Source organism: Glutamicibacter sp. 363 (assembly GCF_052379505.1).
In the GTDB taxonomy this organism is placed as follows: Bacteria; Actinomycetota; Actinomycetes; order Actinomycetales; family Micrococcaceae; genus Glutamicibacter.
The window spans coordinates 1-15,221 of sequence record NZ_JBQSYR010000046.1 but is presented as its reverse complement, the minus strand read 5'-3'; the positions used below and the strand labels follow the sequence as shown (position 1 = coordinate 15,221).

Here is a 15,221-nt window from a genome sequence, read left to right as displayed (position 1 = left end):
CTAGAACGCCTGCACCGGATCGTTGCCTTGCGGCAGCTCGGTTTTGGCCTCGAAGACATCTCGCTGATCTTAGCTCAGGGAATGGATGCAGCACATATCGCTGAGCTGCTGCGCGTGCGTCATGCTCAAGTCGAGGCCGAACACCGGTTGGCGACCTCGCGGCTGCGAGATGTCGCCCGGCGTCTTGACCTCATCACCAAGGAGAAACTCATGTCTCACATCGAGATAATCCACAAACCCCTGCCTGCGGTGCGTCTAGCGGCCGGCCGGTTTTCCGTTAGCGAACAACCCGAAATTGCCGGATCCCTCGGCCCATTATTTGACCAGGTCGCAGGCGCACTTCGAGGGGCTTCGCTGACCACCCCGATTGCGCAGTACACCGGGACCGAAAACGGCGTGGACGTGATAGCCGGGTACCTCAGCGATGCCCCGCCAAGCGATGAATTTGAGATCATTGAGCTTGAGGAAGTACCCGAGGCGATTTGCGGGATTCACCTCGGCCCCATGGATCGAATCCATGAGAGCTGGCAAGCGGTGCATGGCGAAGTGCTTGCCCGTGGGCTCGTTCCAGCCGGCCCGTGCCGCGAACTTTATGTGCGCGCAGAGTCCGAAGACCAGACCGATTGGGTGACCGAGCTTCAACAGCCGGTCACCGATCCAAACCGCTAATGATTCACCGGGGGCTTCTGCCCTTGGCTTCTGCTGCGAGCTCAGATCCATTGCAGGGGCCGCGGGACATCATTATCTTCCATTTCCGGATGGCCGTAACGCCAGGCACGCTGCGCGATCAACAGCGCACCGAGCATCAGAAGCAAAGCCACCGCAAATTTCAGTGGTTCAAAAACGCTCAGCACGCTGGCAACCACAAGAATCATGGTATTTCTGCGGTATATTCGCGCTACGTCCCGGGCCTGCGTCTGGATAAAGACTCCCACGCTCAGCCGATAGGCCAACGTTATGACTAGCTGCAAGAACAGTGCCGAAACATCTGCGAACAGCGACTGTCCAAATAAGGCAACCGCCCCGGACAGCGCGAACAGCGTCACTTCGAGTATATGTCTCAGATCCAGCCACGCTCTTCGGCCAGCAACACCGCTTGCTGGCGGGTAGCAACATTCAACTTAGCCAGAATCGCAGAGATGTAATTGCGCACGGTTCCGGGGGCAAGGCCGAGTGCCCTGGCGATCTGGCTCGTGGATTCTCCACGCCGGCCCGCGCGCAACACGTCCAGTTCCCGCTCGGTCAACGGGCTGCGCTCCTCGCTTAGCGCATCGGCGGCAACCTCGGGGTCGACGTAGCGTGCGCCTGCCGCGACGCGGCGGATGACCTCGGCCACCTCGTTGGCGCTTCGCGACTTCGGGAGGAATCCGGCGACGCCGGATGCCAGGGCCTTGCGCAACACCCCGGGGCCGGCATGCCTGGTCACCACAACACAGCGGGTCGCGGCCAACGTACCGCTCAGCCGGTCGGCCACCTGGACGCCGTCAAGTTCTGGCATTTCCAAATCGAGCAGGCAGATATCTGGCTTTAGTTTCTCTGCCATAACAACAGCCTGCGCACCGTCGGCGCATTCGGCAACCACTTCGATGTCGTCCTCTAAAGACAACAGGGCCGCCACCGCCGAACGAATCATTGCCTCATCATCTGCGATTAATACTCGGATCATCATTGCTCTTCCTTAGGACTCATCGCCGGCACCAGCACTACGACCGTGAACTCATGTTTTCCACGTTGCACCTGAACCGAGCCAGCGGCTTCGGCCACCCGGCGGCTGATCCCCTGCAGCCCCGATCCATCCGCACCATCCTTGGCAGCTGCTGCAACATCATTAGTGATCTCGTAGCGCCATTGGTCTTCCTCGCGCCTCAACGACAGCTGTGCGCGCTTCCCGCCGCCGTGACGGAGCACGTTGGTTGTCGTTTCACGAATGATCGGCCCGAGAGTGGCGGCGGGTGCCGAGTTTGCCTCGGCAGACACCACGGCATTCACCGAAGTTCCGGCAGCCCTGAGCAGGTCAACCGCATTATCGATCTCGTCGCGCAGCGGAACACCACGGAAGCGCATGGCCAGATCTCGGGTGCCCTGCTGGGCTTCGGCAACGCTTGACCTGGCCAGCCGCAGCTGTTGCAGCGCCGCCTGCGGGTCACGCGCCAGCAGCCGTTCGGAGAGTTCGAGCTGCAACGCGATCACCTGCAGGTGATGGCCCTGCAGGTCATGTACGTCGGTCGCAACCCGCAGCCGCTCTTGGGTGGCCCCCAACCGTGATTCCGCCGCCCGGGCGCGGTCAAGTGTGGCAAGCACGTCCCACCACCACAGTGAGCTGACGGTCATCGCTGGCAACACAATGGTCGCGATTCCCAGTGTCCACCAGCTGTCCCCCTTGGCGGAGGACACCGCTGGCAGGTCGATAAACCACAGGCCTCCAAGTAATACCAGCGTGGTGATGACCAAGCGCATGCGCACGCCGCGAGGCCAGTTGAGCAACATCAGCGATTGCACGATGGGCAACGCGCCCACCACCCAAAGCCCGCTGCTCAGACCCGCCACCAGCGCAAATACCGCGCTGATGAGTAGTGGAAGCAGGATGCTGCGCCATTGCGCTGCGGCTCCGGCAGTTTCATCTCGGCGCCGGTATTGCATCAGCAAGGAAATCGTCGCGGCGCACCACACCAGTCCCCCAATCGACATGATGGCCATGGAAGCAGTGCCCTTGTCCAGGTTGGCCAGCGCGCCGACCCATAAGAGCAGGATCGTGAGCTGAAACATCAACAAAGCGGCCACCGTGTACCACCAAGTGGCGGTGATTCCCGTACTCAGCCTGCGCGAACCAATCGATCCGGGGCCAAAGTTCTCAGTCGGATCGGCAGGTAAAAGAGCACTCATTTCTTCAGTATACGGGGATGACATTTGTCATGGCCCAAACATGCAAAGCTCCCTGTCACAAGTGACATTTAGACACTTACCGTGGCACCGAAAACGCGATGAAATTGTATTACACACACATCCAGTGACCCACGACAGGAACAATAATGAACCTCATCGAATCCTTCCAGAACCTCATCTCCCAAGTTCCAGAAATCGTACAGCCACTGATCGTCGCCCTCGCCGGCGCAGTGCCCTTCATCGAAGGCGAAGGTGCGGCAACCATCGGCATTCTTGGCGGAATTAACCCGGTGGCCGCCGCCATCGCCGCCATCATCGGCAACTTCATCTGTGTGGCGTTGCTAGTGCTACTGGGTTCCGGTGCCCGCACCGCACTGGTCAACCGCAAACGAGCCAAAGAACCTGTCGCAGTAAATGGTGCCAACCGCACCGAAGACGCACAGCTCCACGAAAGCATTGCGCCGGTAGCCGAGGACAGCGAACGCAAAGTCAACCGTCGCATGAAATTCCAGCGCGCATTCGAACGCTACGGCGTGCCAGGGGTGAGCTTGCTCGGCCCACTGCTGCTGCCAACGCACTTCACCGCCACCATGCTCGCTGCCGCCGGCATCAACAAGGCACGCATCCTCATCTGGCAGGCAGTCGCAATCGTCGGCTGGACCACCGTGCTGTCCATTTTCATTGCCAGCGTAGTCAACGTCGCAGCCTAGGAAAACCCGGCCAGGTCAGTGCACACGGGTAGCCGACGTCACTACGTCTAGACTAGAAGGCATGGCACTAACTCAGCTGACCGTCGTGGATACCGCGGTCGATATCCTGCAACAGTTCGGGTTAGCTGACCTTTCCATGCGGCGTTTAGCCAAAGAACTCGAAGTTCAGGTTGGCGCGCTGTACTGGCATGTGAAGAACAAACAAGAGCTACTAGCTGCCGTTGCCGCAAAATTATTGAACACCGAGCAGCTACGTGTCATCCCAGAAAATTTTGCAACACCCGCCGACGCTGTTTTGCAGCTATGCCGCAAGCTGTACTTGGCTCTGCTTCCCATCCAGGACAGCCCAGAGGTGATCGAAGTAGCCAGCGCATTGCAAGTTGAGCAGCTCAATCCGGTTCTGCAGCTACGCGACTTGCTTCACTCTGCTGGTTTGTCCACAGAGGATGCCCGCTTTGGTCAGCAGCTACTGCTCAACCACATTTTGGGTTCGGTGGCTTACCGTCAAAACCTTGTGCAATTGGACGTTGATGCGCCACAAAGTGACGGTTTTGATTGGGGACTTCAGCGCGCAGTTTCTGGTCTTTTCCCACGCGGCTAACCCCACTAGAAAGACCTAGCTCAGTCGCCCGCCGGAAACCTCTAGGTAGCATGAGGCACACAGTGACTCGTACCAGACATCTTCCCCGTCGATAGCCACCTGGTCGCCGTCAAAAACAACCTGGTTCCCCACTCTACGAGTGTTAAACATTGCCTTGCGTCCGCAACGGCAGATGGTCTTCAGCTCTTCCAACGAGTGCGCCAGCTCCATTAATCGCGCAGAGCCTGGGAAAGCGTGAGTTCTAAAGTCCGTGCGGATCCCATAGGCAAGGACCGGGACATTGTCCAACACGGCAATGCGCAGCAGGTCATCGATCTGCTCACGCGTCAAGAACTGCGCCTCGTCGACAAGCAGGCAAGCGACCGGAGGCGAATCAACATGGGTGAGCAAGGCTTCAGGGTCCTCGCCGGAAGCGATCGCAGCGAACTGCTGACGCACATCGCCTCGGGGGCTGATGACGAAGTCGACCTCGCGTTCAATACCCAAACGGGAAACGATCGAGGCCTCCCCCTTGGTGTCGACGCCCGGCTTCGCCAGCAAGATACGCTGACCGCGTTCCTCATAGTTGAAGGCGGCCTGCAATAAGCTCGTTGATTTGCCCGAGTTCATTGCCCCGTATCGGAAATACAGCTTGGCCACAGTTGCCCCTTCAAAGTTCTGGCCTGCACCGCGCAGACCTCCTACGAGTTTAGTTGGCTTTTGTTCTAGGCCCGGACTTTGGCACGGCGGGCAAAAACCAACTTATAGAGCAGCGACATCACGACCACAAACGGAATGCCGAAGACCAGCGTGTAGCTGAACTGTTCGGTGAAATACGAGGTGGCCAGCAAGCCCGCGAGGAGTATCGCGCCGAGCAACGAAGCGGTCGGGTAGCCCGGCAGCCTGAATTCCAGACGGATTTGTTCTTTGCCGATGTGTCGACGGAAGGCTAGGTGAGTTATGAGGATCATGAACCAGGTGGCGATGGCACCAAAAGTCGCTAGCGAGATCATGATGCCCAGGCCTCCATCCGGGACAAGCCCGTAGACCAGCGCAGCCACCGCAATCCCGCCAGCAGACATCCAGACCGCGTGGATGGGCGAACCCTTCACGTTGAGCTTTCGTGCGAGAGATGGAGCATGGCCGGAATCCGCCAAGGATTTGAGCATGCGAGTCGCCGCGTACAGCTGCGCGTTCATGGCTGAAAGGGCAGCGACGATCAACACGAAGTTCAGCACCGAGTCGGCGAAGGGAACACCCATCAGGCTCATCACGGTCACGAAGGGAGAACCGCCGTTGACCAGCTCGCTGGTTGGTGCAATCGCGAGGATCAGCCCCATGGTGAACACATAGAACAGCAACAGGCGCAGGAACGTCGTCTTGAAGGCTTTGCGCACCGCGATCTGAGGATTGCGTGATTCCGCGGCTGCAATGGAGATTGCTTCGATGCCCATATAAGAGAAAATTGCGACGATCACCGCATTCCAAGTGCCCCAGATGCCGTTGGCGAAGAACCCTGATTCAGCGCTGTAGTTGGCGATGCCAAACTGGTCATTTGGGTCATGGAATACCAGCCATGCGGCGATGATTATGAAGGCGACGATCGCGAAGACCTTGATCGCGGAGAACCAATATTCGGTGGTTCCAAAGAACTTCACGCTGGACATGTTCACCGCGAGAAGTGCCAGAGAGAAGACGACCACCCAGAACAATCCGGGAATATCGGGGAACCAGTACTGCATGTACTCCCCCACCACGCTGACTTCGGTTCCCACCGCGAAGACCAACGCGGACCAGTAAAGATACTTGGTCAGGTACCCGGCGAAGTGTCCAACGTATTTCTCCGCGTACACACCGAACGACCCTGCCACAGGTTGATGCACAGTCATTTCCGAAAGCGCGCCCATCACCAGTAGGGCGATGATGCCACCAATAATGTAGCTGATGATCACCGATGGACCGGCCAGCAGGATGCCAAGCTTGCTGCCCATGAATAGGCCGGTGCCAATCGCCCCGCCGAGGGCGATCATGGTCATCTGGGCCGTGGTAAGCGACTTTTTCAGCCCCAAGCCACCCGGTACATTGTTCGCAGGTTCAGTTCCCACGTTGCGCAGCACCCCTCAAAGAAAACGCAGCGAGGCACCAGCTGCCTCGCTGCGTTCAAGCGTACTATCGCCTCGGCCGTGCGGTTTTGGGAGCCGCTGGGCGCCAGCGCCCAGTATTCCTGCTATGTCACGGCATTTCGCACGGCAAACTCTTCGCGTTGCCAGTGGCCTGTGTGCAGAACTTCACGCAAGATCTCCACCGCATCCCAGATATCCGTACGGCTCAGAAACAGCGGCGTGATGCCGAAGCGCAGCACCGCAGGCTCGCGGTAGTCGCCAATTACGCCGCGTTCGATCAACGCGGCAATGATCTCGTAGCCGTTCGGATGATGGAAGCTCACATGGCTTCCGCGATGCGCATGCTCACGAGGGGTAATCAGTTCGAGTCCGTGTCCGGCACATCGGGTCTCGACTAGCTCGATGAATAGGTCGGTGAGTTCCAAGGACTTCGCCCGGACCAATTCCATCTCGGCTTCCACCGCGATATCCAGGCCTACCTCGATCATCGCCATGGACGTTACCGGCTGGGTGCCGCACATGAATCGGCGTACATCATTTGCCGGGGTGTATTGCTCTGCCATTTCAAAGGGTGCCTGGTGGGACCACCATCCGGAGAGCGGTTGCCAGAAGCGGTCCTGATGCCGGGCGTTGACCCAGATGAAAGCCGGAGAGCCCGGGCCGCCGTTGAGGTATTTGTAGGTGCACCCAACCGCGTAGTCGGCCTTTGCGGCGTTTAGATCTACGGGAACGGCGCCGGCAGCATGCGCCAGATCCCAAATTGCCAGTGCCCCAGCTTGGTGGACCGCTTCGGTTATGGACGCCATGTCCCACATGGAGCCGGTGCGGTAGTTAACGTGCGACAGCGAGATGACCGCGGTGTCTTCGTCTAGCGCGGCAAGCAGCTCGGTTTCGTTGTCGATCAATTTCACTTCGTAGCGAATGCCGGTTTCTGCACCGACCGAGTTCAGCAACTCGGCGAGACCTTCTGCAATGTAGATGTCGGTGGGGAAATTGTCGCGTTCGGTGATGATCACACGGCGGCCCGGGCCATCAACCTGTTGGATGCGAAGCGCCGAAGCCAAGGCCTTGAAGAGGTTCAGGCTGGTGGTATCGGTAACCACCGTCTCGCCCGGATTGGCACCTAACAAGGATCCGAGTTTGTCTCCCAATCGAGTGGGCATCTCAAACCAGCCGGCGCTGTTCCACGAACGGATCAATCCTTGTCCCCACTCGACATTCACCACCTCTGCAGCACGCTCGGCGGCACCGGCCGGCAGTGGTCCCAGCGAATTTCCGTCCAGGTACAACACCCCGTCGGGCAATAGGAACCGATCCTTGAAGGAGGCTAGCGCATCCTGGTGATCCAATAGCTCCAACTGTTCGCGACTGACCACTGTACTCATATCTTGTTTGCTTTCTCTGAGAACTAACCGTTGCATTCATCGTAGAATCAACAGTGGAAGATTTGTTCAACTTTCGAACTTTCGCGAAGAACTAGGAGACCATTCCGTGTCAGGTTCAGCTTGGGCCAGCTCTGGACCAGCCCAGTCGAATTCCGTTCAGGTGGACGAAACCGATCTGGCGATTCTCGTCGAGCTTCACAAGGATGCGCGGCTGGCCAACAATATTTTGGCTCAACGCGTGGGCCTTGCCCCCTCCACTTGCCTTGGCAGGGTCAAGGCGCTGCGGACCCGCGGCATCATTGAGGGATACGAGGCAAGAATCAATGAAAAACTCCTCGGTGTCACGGTCCATGCCATGATCTCCGTGGTCGTAGCCGCACGAGCCCGCGACCGGATGCTCCACGCGGCTAAGAACCTAGCCGACCTGCCACAGGTCCGTGACGTATTTGTCCTAGGTGGCACTCCGGATCTGCTGGTCCGCGTGGCCGCCCGTTCCATCGATGAGTTGCGCACGTTCGTTGCGAGCCATTTGGGCTCCAACAATGCGTTTTCTTCCACACAAACGAACATCATTTTCGAACACCTGCGTTGAATCCCGGGCTGCCTTGAACAGCAGAATCTAGAATTTGAGTCGAACCCGATGATGGTTCAACGTGCGGCTCCCACGCGTCGGAGCATGCTCTCTGCAGCAGCACCGGGCAAGGCCCGCCGAGCAGCAGCGGTGACTCCAGAACCATTGCTCGCGATCAAACATGTTTTGCCGAACGCTACTCTGCTGCCATTTCCAAAGTTCGTGCCGCAAGTGGACCAGTATCGCAATCAACTATTTGTGGCGGCTTAGGCCACTTCTCATCTTGGTCTAATCTGGCTCAGAGACAATGGTTGGCATGGGATTGGAAACGTTGCGCCGCCTCGCGCTGTCGATCATCGTGATCGTCGTAGTGCTCTTGGGATTTTTAGGTATTCGGCAGGTCATCGCAGACCCAATGGACAAGGATCTGGGCAATGGCTTCATCATTAACGAAGATCGCACCTCGCCCACCAGCGAGGTTCCCAATTCCCCGACTTTTACCTCCTCCGAGACTCCCTCGCCTTCTCCCTCGCCATCAATAAGCGAGGACCCGACGAAGAGCGCTGTTCCAAGCAAGAGCACCGTCACGGAAACGCCCAAGGCAAAACCGACAAAGCAGCCCACGGTGAAGCCAAAGCCGACGAAGAAGCCGGTGGTCCCGCTGCCACCCTCGGCGAACACCTATGACGATGATGACGACGACTATGATGACGATTATGACGACGATGACGATGACGATGAGCTAGACGACGATGACGACTAGGCGCTCATGGTCTATTCGCGCACGGGTGCTCACCGGAATGCTACTAGTCGTTGGCTTGGCATTGCTCGTCGCCGGCGCTGCGAGCTACGCGGTACAACGCCACGAGCTGAACGAACGGCTCGATGACTCGTTGTCGCGTACCGTGCAGGAGTTCGGCGTACTGGCCGAAACTGGCGTGGATCCGCGCACCTTGCAGCACTTCGAAAAGGCCGAGGACCTGCTCTACACGGCCATGCAGCGCACATTGCCTTCACGGCATCAGGGAATGCTCGGCCTGGCCGGAGGCGAGGTTCAGTGGACCGCACCGGATGTCGTCCAGCTGCGCCTGGAGGACGACCCAGAATTTCTGGCTTGGGCCGAACAGAGCAAAACCGACAGCCATATCCATTTGGGGACCGTCAAGACGGAGATGACCACGTATCGGGCGGCGATCGTCCCGGTGCAGCTTCCAGAAGATCCAAGTTTCAGCGCATTTGTGCTCGCCTATGACTACCTTGGAGAAGCACGCGCCGATGACCGGAATTTTGCTATTTTCTCTGCCGTTGGGGTCCTGGTGATGGCGCTTGCGGCCGGTGCCTCGTGGCTGGTGGTGAATCGGACCCTGGAGCCGATACGCAGGCTGCAGACCACCGCGCATCAAATCTCGGAAAGCGACCTCTCGCGGCGAATCGAAGTCACCGGGAATGATGAATTCGCCGAGCTGACGGTGACCATTAACGAAATGCTTGACCGCTTGGAAAGTGCGCTGAAGTCGCAGCGGCAGCTGCTCGACGATGTCGGGCATGAACTGCGCACCCCGGTCACGATCGTCAGCGGCCACCTGGAGCTCATGGACACGCGCGACCCGGAAGATGTGCAGCAGAGCAAAGAAATAGCGCTGGATGAGATGGGGCGTATGAGCCTGCTCATCAATGATCTGGTCATGTTGGCTAAATCCAATCGAGCAGACTTCATCCAGCCTCAGCCAACCGAGGTTGGCACGCTATTGGACGACATTCTGGACAAAGCCCGGGGCTTGGGCGATCGCCACTGGAGAGTGGATTATCGTTCCGAATCCACGGTTAACCTGGACCAAACGCGCATTACCCAAGCCATGCTGCAGCTCTGCGCCAATGCTGTGAAGTTTTCCCCGGAAGGAACGCGAATCGGGTTGGGCAACGAAGTGCTTCGAGACGGCCACGGGGATACCTTATTGCGCTGGTGGGTCTCGGATACCGGTGTCGGCATCCAGCCCGATGACATCGATCGCATTTTCGAGCGCTTCGGCCGAGGCAAGAATTCGGTCCGCGCAGATGGATCGGGGCTAGGCCTCAATATTGTCTCTGCAATTGCCACCGCCCATGGCGGCCGTGTCTGGGTGGATTCCGAACCGAATAAGGGCTCCACGTTCTATATCGATATCCCACTAACTACACGAGGTACCGAAGCATGAGTCGAATCCTGATCATTGAAGATGAACCTCGCATTAGTTCATTTGTCGCCAAAGGGTTACGTGCCGCAGGGCTGACTTCAGCAGTTGCCGGGACCGGGCGCGACGGCTTCGATCTGGCCCTGGACGGCGACTACGAACTGATCATCTTGGACCTCGGATTGCCCGATGAAGATGGCTTCTCGGTGCTGCGGCGGATGCGTGCAGCGCAGATCGAAACGCCAGTGATCATTCTTACCGCGCGAGGCAGCGTGGAAGACACCGTCACCGGTTTGCAGAACGGCGCCGATGACTACATGGCAAAACCGTTCCATTTTGACGAGCTGCTGGCCCGGGTTCGCTTGCGCCTGCGTACCGAAGATAGCGCCAGCGAATCTTCGGTACTGAACCACGGCGACTTGGAAATGGATTTATTGCGCCGCCGGGTCACCATCGCGGATAAGGAAATTGAACTGTCCGCCCGAGAATTCGCCCTAGCCGAGGCATTCTTGCGCAATCCAGGCCAGGTGCTCAGCCGCGAGCAGCTGCTATCTCGTGTTTGGGGCTATGACTTTGATCCGGGCTCGAATGTGGTGGACGTTTACGTGCGCTACCTGCGCAACAAACTCGGCGGGGAACGCTTTGAAACCGTGCGCGGGGTCGGATACCGGCTAGCCGCCACGCGCTAGTGCGCAAAACCCTTGGAGAACATTTTAGCCACCGGGACCGAACGACTCCAGAATCAGCCTCCGGTCACTCCAACAGCCAGCCACCAAGTCTCTTCGCGTTGGACTCGGACTGAACTTTTAGTGCCCTCGACGAGGATCAGCGTAGCCCGGAAAAATGGTCGGGCTACTTGACATTCGGCGGCGTTCATCATGTTATGTAAAGCAAACAGGTGAAAATGGCTCGTGAGAATTCTTTTGAGAACCAAGACGCATTCTTCTCAATGGTCGGCGATGAGCATGGAAACAACCAGGAGCTGATAGATCATGAATCAATCAACAAGGCCACTTGTGAACCAGGAATCGGTGCCAGCATCTCTGAGCGAGAGCCGCGACTGGAGCACCCAGAGGTTCCTGGACAATCAGAACCGGCAGGCGGAACGCGAAACGGAATGGGAGTCGAACCCATCTTCGTGGATGACGCCGAGCGAATGCCCGTGGAACGAGACTCTGTCCGAGCGGTTCGAGAGGGAATACGAGGACGTCCCGACTCTATTGGACGTAATGGCGACGGTCCTGTACCCGGAGATGACCGAGGAATTCATGGAGACGATGATCCAGAATTTGATGTTCAAAAAGGGAATATTGGATCCGAACTTCCCGGACCTGTTCGAGTTGAGCGAGTACCACCAGGCGACGAGGAGCCAGAATCAGGACAGCAACGAGAAGATGGATCTGATCGCGAAGGAAGTCATCAACTTTCTGAACGAGAAGAAAATCCGGTACTCAACCTCGGAGAATCCAGTGTTCCCGTCGTTGGTCGCGAAGATGAAGTAGCGTCCCAGAAGCCTCATTTGTCAGTACACACCAAAGCACGGTTCCCTCCCGATTTGTAGGCCAACCCGGCCTTGGAGCACCTAAAAACGAGCGTGAACGAGGTCAATCGAATCTCGTAGCGCTGGCCATCTTATTGACCAGCCGCAAAGCGGCTCAACACGCCCTTCTTCACTTCAAAGGAGTTTCGGGGTTCTTGGGTTTTTCCAAAAGACATAAACGGCCATCGTTGATAAACCCGACGTACAGTACAGGCCCCCTCACGGACTCCCCGCTCGGACGTTGCTGTCTAAAACCCGAAACCTTGCTCGAATAAGTCAGCGAGTCATTTTTCGGGTTTGCGTCAGTGCGCTTCGTGAACTCATTGAAAAACGTCCCAGATGCTGGCCACTGATTTCGCTATCCAACTTCTGGGGAGCAGTTCATATAGGAGAATCCCCAGGGCGGCACACCTTGGCGTTTAGCTGCGTACTGCCGTCCTGCGAGGTGCCGGATAAGACACCGGGCGACGCCGTGCGCCGAAGCGTTGTTCCAAGAGGCGGCTCCAGCGGTTAGCAGGCAGTTCCGGATGCAATAACGCGATGCCGATGCAGTATTTCGACATGCTGACCTCGCGGATCCCCAAATCGGCAAGCGCTCGGTCTGAAGCTCCACGTCCGTCGGCAGATTTGGTTTCCACGACGATCAGATCTGGTCCGGTGATCTGCTGCTCGCCATTGGCGTAGCTCAATTCCACATCGCAGGTTACTCGTTCACCGTCGATGGGGTTTACGAAAGTCGCACGAACATAGGAGCTATCGAGCACCGGCGCCAAGTCCGGCGCTTCCTCTCCGTACTCGGTTGCCAGTACCTGTTCGAGGAACTCGGCGTTCTCAGCGGTCAGCTCGCCAGCCAACTGCGGATCTTGTTCCACGCGGTGTTTCACGGTGGATCCGCGAAGTCCCTTGGTCTTGATCTCGAACATCGACAATCCGGTGTCCGCGTAGGTACGCGAGCGGACCTTATAACGTCTGCGACGGCCCTGGCGGTGAGCCCGGTACTGTTCGAAGTCCTCGGTGTCGAAGTACACGGATTCATAGCGGAAGGTGCGAAGCCCGTCGATCTCCATGATCTTGAAACCATCCCCTAGGCGCTCCGAGAGGGCGGTAAATTCACCTGGAGTGAGCAGAAACTTGCGGTCCACGCGTGACTGCAGGGCAGCTTCCGAAATGACTTCCGCTAATCCTATCGGCGAGCGGTCAATGACGGCCGCTTCGATGGCTTCACGCGCGCAGGAGTCGGTTTTCACCTCGGCGGTCATTTGGACCACGACTCCTGCTTGGCAGTGTTATCCGAGGCAGGCAACGTATTGGCCAGTTCATAGGTTCCCGAGAAGACATCGGTTTTGGCCTTCGGCTTGCTGGCCTGATTCGTGCGAAAACGTACATCTACGATGGTCAGATCGCGAACCATGTCGAGCTCAATGACCACGGTGCGCAACACCTTCGCGTTAAGCAGTTTTTCCAGCGCGGCCACCAATTCATGCTTCTGCGGGTAGGCCTTCTCCAAGGTCACCGTCTGGCGATCCGTGCGAGGTGCAAAGCGCGGGTGGTCGGCGAGGAACATGACCAGCACCAACGCGCCGGTGGCGGCCGGTGCCAGCCAGGCCGGATCCGGATGAAGTCCGTTGACCAGGCCAATCGCCAGCGAGATGAAGTAATAAGCGACCTCTTCTTGGGTCAAGGTATCCGAACGCAGCCTAATGATCGAGAGGATGCCGAAGAGGCCAAGCCCCAAGCCCATTCCAGCTCCGCTGCCCGAGAGCAGCATCGTCACGGCGAAAATACCCATGCTCAAGGCGATGTAGGCCAAAACCAGATCTCGCCGGAAATGACGGCGGAAATATACGAAATAGACGAGGACGGTAATGCCGATAACGTTAGAAGCTAGTGCCAACCAGAATGACAGCATGGCGGATTCCCTTCACTGCGATGATGTGGTGATTCGTTCACTAAATTGAACTTTAGGTTAACAAGATGAGCCCTAAAGTAGAACTTGATGAGAACGATCTCATTTTCATCCAGTTGGCATACTTCCGTAACGCGTAATTCAAACGATGAGGTCATGGTCGGATTCGCCGCCGCATTCCCGCTCGGGTATACCCGCGTATTAAAATGTGGGCCGAGTCGCAGCATGCCATGGCGGTCGCAGTTCAAAAACGATTCTCTAACTCCTGAAAACCCAGCGAGTTAATCCCATCCTGACTCTTCAACAATGACTTTCACGCACCGGCACGGCACCTGACAGGACTGTGGAATCCGTAACCTACGTTTACGATGATGCTGGCCGACAGATCAGCGAACGCACTGATTCGATGTAACTGCACTTCGAATGGGATCCCCCGGCCGCTTGTCCACCATCAATACCACCGTCGTGGACCCTGTAATGGGAGACCCAGTGGGCGATCCCGTGGAACAGAAGCTATGGGTCGATACACTTGGCGATCCCGCAGGCTCCGATCCAATACACCAGATCGACCCGCTGGGCTTGCCAACGGTGACGGCAGAATAACTCAAGGCTTACTCAGACGCCACGCAGAGCCAATTATGTTGGCGACTCAATCGTAGAAGGGATCAACGAGTGCTTCGTTGGAAATGCTTGGCGAGAAGCTGGGAATTGGATTGAAAACATCCATACATCGCTGGAACGGCGATGATTGTTGCTGGCGCAGCTCTCATGTTCACCGGTGTCGGTGGACCAGCTGGGCTAGTATTAATGGGCGCAGCTACAGGTGCGCTAACTTCAGGAGGAGCCTCGCTGATCGCGCAGCAAGCGACCACAGGTACAATTGACGCCAAAAACGTGTGGAGAGACATGGGTATTGGAGCACTCGGTGGTGCACCTTCTGGTGGCCTCGCCAGCGTTCTAGCCAAGGGGGCTCACGCATCAATTGGCGCCATCAAATCAGGCTCAACGCGATTCGTGCATAAAGCCGGCCAGCGACTCCTGAATCGAAAAGCAACTCGAGGAGCCTATGCCGCCGGTGGCGGAGGTGCTTCGAGCAATGTCACGAACATGACTACTGACGGAAAACAGCACTCCTGGTCAGATTACACTTTTACGGCGGCGCTAGGGTTCGGGCTCGGAGCGGGAGGCGCAGCCGGCGCTGGTAAGGTCGCAACTAGTGTTTCCGGCATCATTTCGCGAAGGCTTCCGCAACTAGCAACGCCTTTTAACGGTGGACGGCATGCAGACCCCTTAGCGGCACGAGGAAGTTCAGATACCTGCCATAGGCGAAACCACGCACTAGTTCAAGGGCA

The 15,221-nt window shown here is 57.6% G+C and carries 17 protein-coding genes; 9 read left to right on the top strand and 8 right to left on the bottom strand.

Annotation, left to right across the window (positions count from 1 at the left end; genetic code table 11):
* The coding region (locus ACT3UA_RS18100) for a MerR family transcriptional regulator (RefSeq protein WP_444617753.1) at positions 1–669 on the top strand (669 nt) is incomplete at its 5' end.
* A 41-nt stretch (positions 670–710) separates the two neighbouring features.
* Here ACT3UA_RS18100 and ACT3UA_RS18095 read toward each other — a convergent pair.
* The 3 genes from ACT3UA_RS18095 to ACT3UA_RS18085 are packed head-to-tail and all read right to left on the bottom strand — an operon-like array spanning position 711 to position 2,883.
* Complete coding sequence (locus tag ACT3UA_RS18095; protein WP_096285753.1) at positions 711–1,046, bottom strand: hypothetical protein; 336 nt, start codon at positions 1,044–1,046, stop codon at positions 711–713.
* 14 nt (positions 1,047–1,060) lie between these two features.
* Complete coding sequence (locus ACT3UA_RS18090) at positions 1,061–1,666, bottom strand: response regulator (protein ID WP_444617755.1); 606 nt, start codon at positions 1,664–1,666, stop codon at positions 1,061–1,063.
* Positions 1,666–2,883 (bottom strand): sensor histidine kinase, encoded by a 1,218-nt coding sequence (locus ACT3UA_RS18085; RefSeq protein ID WP_096285755.1) that lies wholly within the window; start codon positions 2,881–2,883, stop codon positions 1,666–1,668. Before ACT3UA_RS18085 ends, ACT3UA_RS18090 begins: the two co-directional genes overlap by 1 nt.
* 146 nt (positions 2,884–3,029) lie before the next feature.
* Between ACT3UA_RS18085 and ACT3UA_RS18080 the strand changes: the two genes are divergently transcribed.
* On the top strand, positions 3,030–3,593 hold the full coding sequence (locus tag ACT3UA_RS18080; RefSeq protein ID WP_096285757.1) for a small multidrug efflux protein: 564 nt from the start codon (positions 3,030–3,032) through the stop codon (positions 3,591–3,593).
* A gap of 61 nt (positions 3,594–3,654) precedes the next feature.
* Positions 3,655–4,194 (top strand): TetR family transcriptional regulator, encoded by a 540-nt coding sequence (locus ACT3UA_RS18075; protein ID WP_096285759.1) that lies wholly within the window; start codon positions 3,655–3,657, stop codon positions 4,192–4,194.
* A gap of 15 nt (positions 4,195–4,209) precedes the next feature.
* On the opposite strand, the gene ACT3UA_RS18070 is transcribed toward ACT3UA_RS18075, so the two are convergent.
* The 3 genes from ACT3UA_RS18070 to kynU form a co-directional block, all read right to left on the bottom strand.
* A complete protein-coding gene (locus tag ACT3UA_RS18070; RefSeq protein ID WP_096285761.1) occupies positions 4,210–4,833 on the bottom strand; it encodes a thymidine kinase in 624 nt (207 codons plus the stop codon).
* Between the two features lie 65 nt (positions 4,834–4,898).
* Positions 4,899–6,278 (bottom strand): amino acid permease, encoded by a 1,380-nt coding sequence (locus ACT3UA_RS18065; RefSeq protein ID WP_444617749.1) that lies wholly within the window; start codon positions 6,276–6,278, stop codon positions 4,899–4,901.
* A 122-nt stretch (positions 6,279–6,400) separates the two neighbouring features.
* Positions 6,401–7,681 (bottom strand): kynureninase, encoded by a 1,281-nt coding sequence (gene kynU, locus ACT3UA_RS18060; RefSeq protein ID WP_444617747.1) that lies wholly within the window; start codon positions 7,679–7,681, stop codon positions 6,401–6,403.
* A 106-nt stretch (positions 7,682–7,787) separates the two neighbouring features.
* Here kynU and ACT3UA_RS18055 point away from each other — a divergent pair, with 106 nt between their 5' ends.
* From ACT3UA_RS18055 to ACT3UA_RS18035, 5 genes are all read left to right on the top strand, one after another.
* Positions 7,788–8,273 carry an Lrp/AsnC family transcriptional regulator gene (locus ACT3UA_RS18055; protein ID WP_444617745.1) on the top strand — a complete coding sequence of 162 codons (486 nt, stop codon included), beginning with the start codon at positions 7,788–7,790 and terminating at the stop codon, positions 8,271–8,273.
* 295 nt (positions 8,274–8,568) lie between these two features.
* The gene (locus ACT3UA_RS18050) at positions 8,569–9,015 is read left to right on the top strand and encodes a hypothetical protein (protein ID WP_444617743.1); all 447 of its coding nucleotides are present in this window, start codon (positions 8,569–8,571) and stop codon (positions 9,013–9,015) included.
* Complete coding sequence (locus tag ACT3UA_RS18045) at positions 9,005–10,447, top strand: sensor histidine kinase (RefSeq protein WP_444617741.1); 1,443 nt, start codon at positions 9,005–9,007, stop codon at positions 10,445–10,447. The genes ACT3UA_RS18050 and ACT3UA_RS18045 overlap by 11 nt, the downstream gene beginning before the upstream one ends.
* A complete protein-coding gene (locus ACT3UA_RS18040; RefSeq protein ID WP_096285769.1) occupies positions 10,444–11,112 on the top strand; it encodes a response regulator transcription factor in 669 nt (222 codons plus the stop codon). The genes ACT3UA_RS18045 and ACT3UA_RS18040 overlap by 4 nt, the downstream gene beginning before the upstream one ends.
* 303 nt (positions 11,113–11,415) lie before the next feature.
* Entirely contained in the window at positions 11,416–11,925 is a 510-nt protein-coding gene (locus tag ACT3UA_RS18035) for a hypothetical protein (RefSeq protein WP_444617739.1), read from the top strand.
* A gap of 457 nt (positions 11,926–12,382) precedes the next feature.
* Here the strand turns inward: ACT3UA_RS18035 and ACT3UA_RS18030 are convergent, their stop codons facing one another.
* Positions 12,383–13,222: a polyphosphate polymerase domain-containing protein gene (locus tag ACT3UA_RS18030; protein ID WP_444617737.1), complete on the bottom strand. Its 840-nt coding sequence runs from the start codon at positions 13,220–13,222 to the stop codon at positions 12,383–12,385.
* Complete coding sequence (locus ACT3UA_RS18025) at positions 13,219–13,872, bottom strand: DUF4956 domain-containing protein (RefSeq protein WP_444617735.1); 654 nt, start codon at positions 13,870–13,872, stop codon at positions 13,219–13,221. Before ACT3UA_RS18025 ends, ACT3UA_RS18030 begins: the two co-directional genes overlap by 4 nt.
* 420 nt (positions 13,873–14,292) lie before the next feature.
* Between ACT3UA_RS18025 and ACT3UA_RS18020 the strand changes: the two genes are divergently transcribed.
* Positions 14,293–14,472 (top strand): hypothetical protein, encoded by a 180-nt coding sequence (locus ACT3UA_RS18020; protein ID WP_444617733.1) that lies wholly within the window; start codon positions 14,293–14,295, stop codon positions 14,470–14,472.
* Positions 14,473–15,221 lie beyond the last annotated feature (749 nt).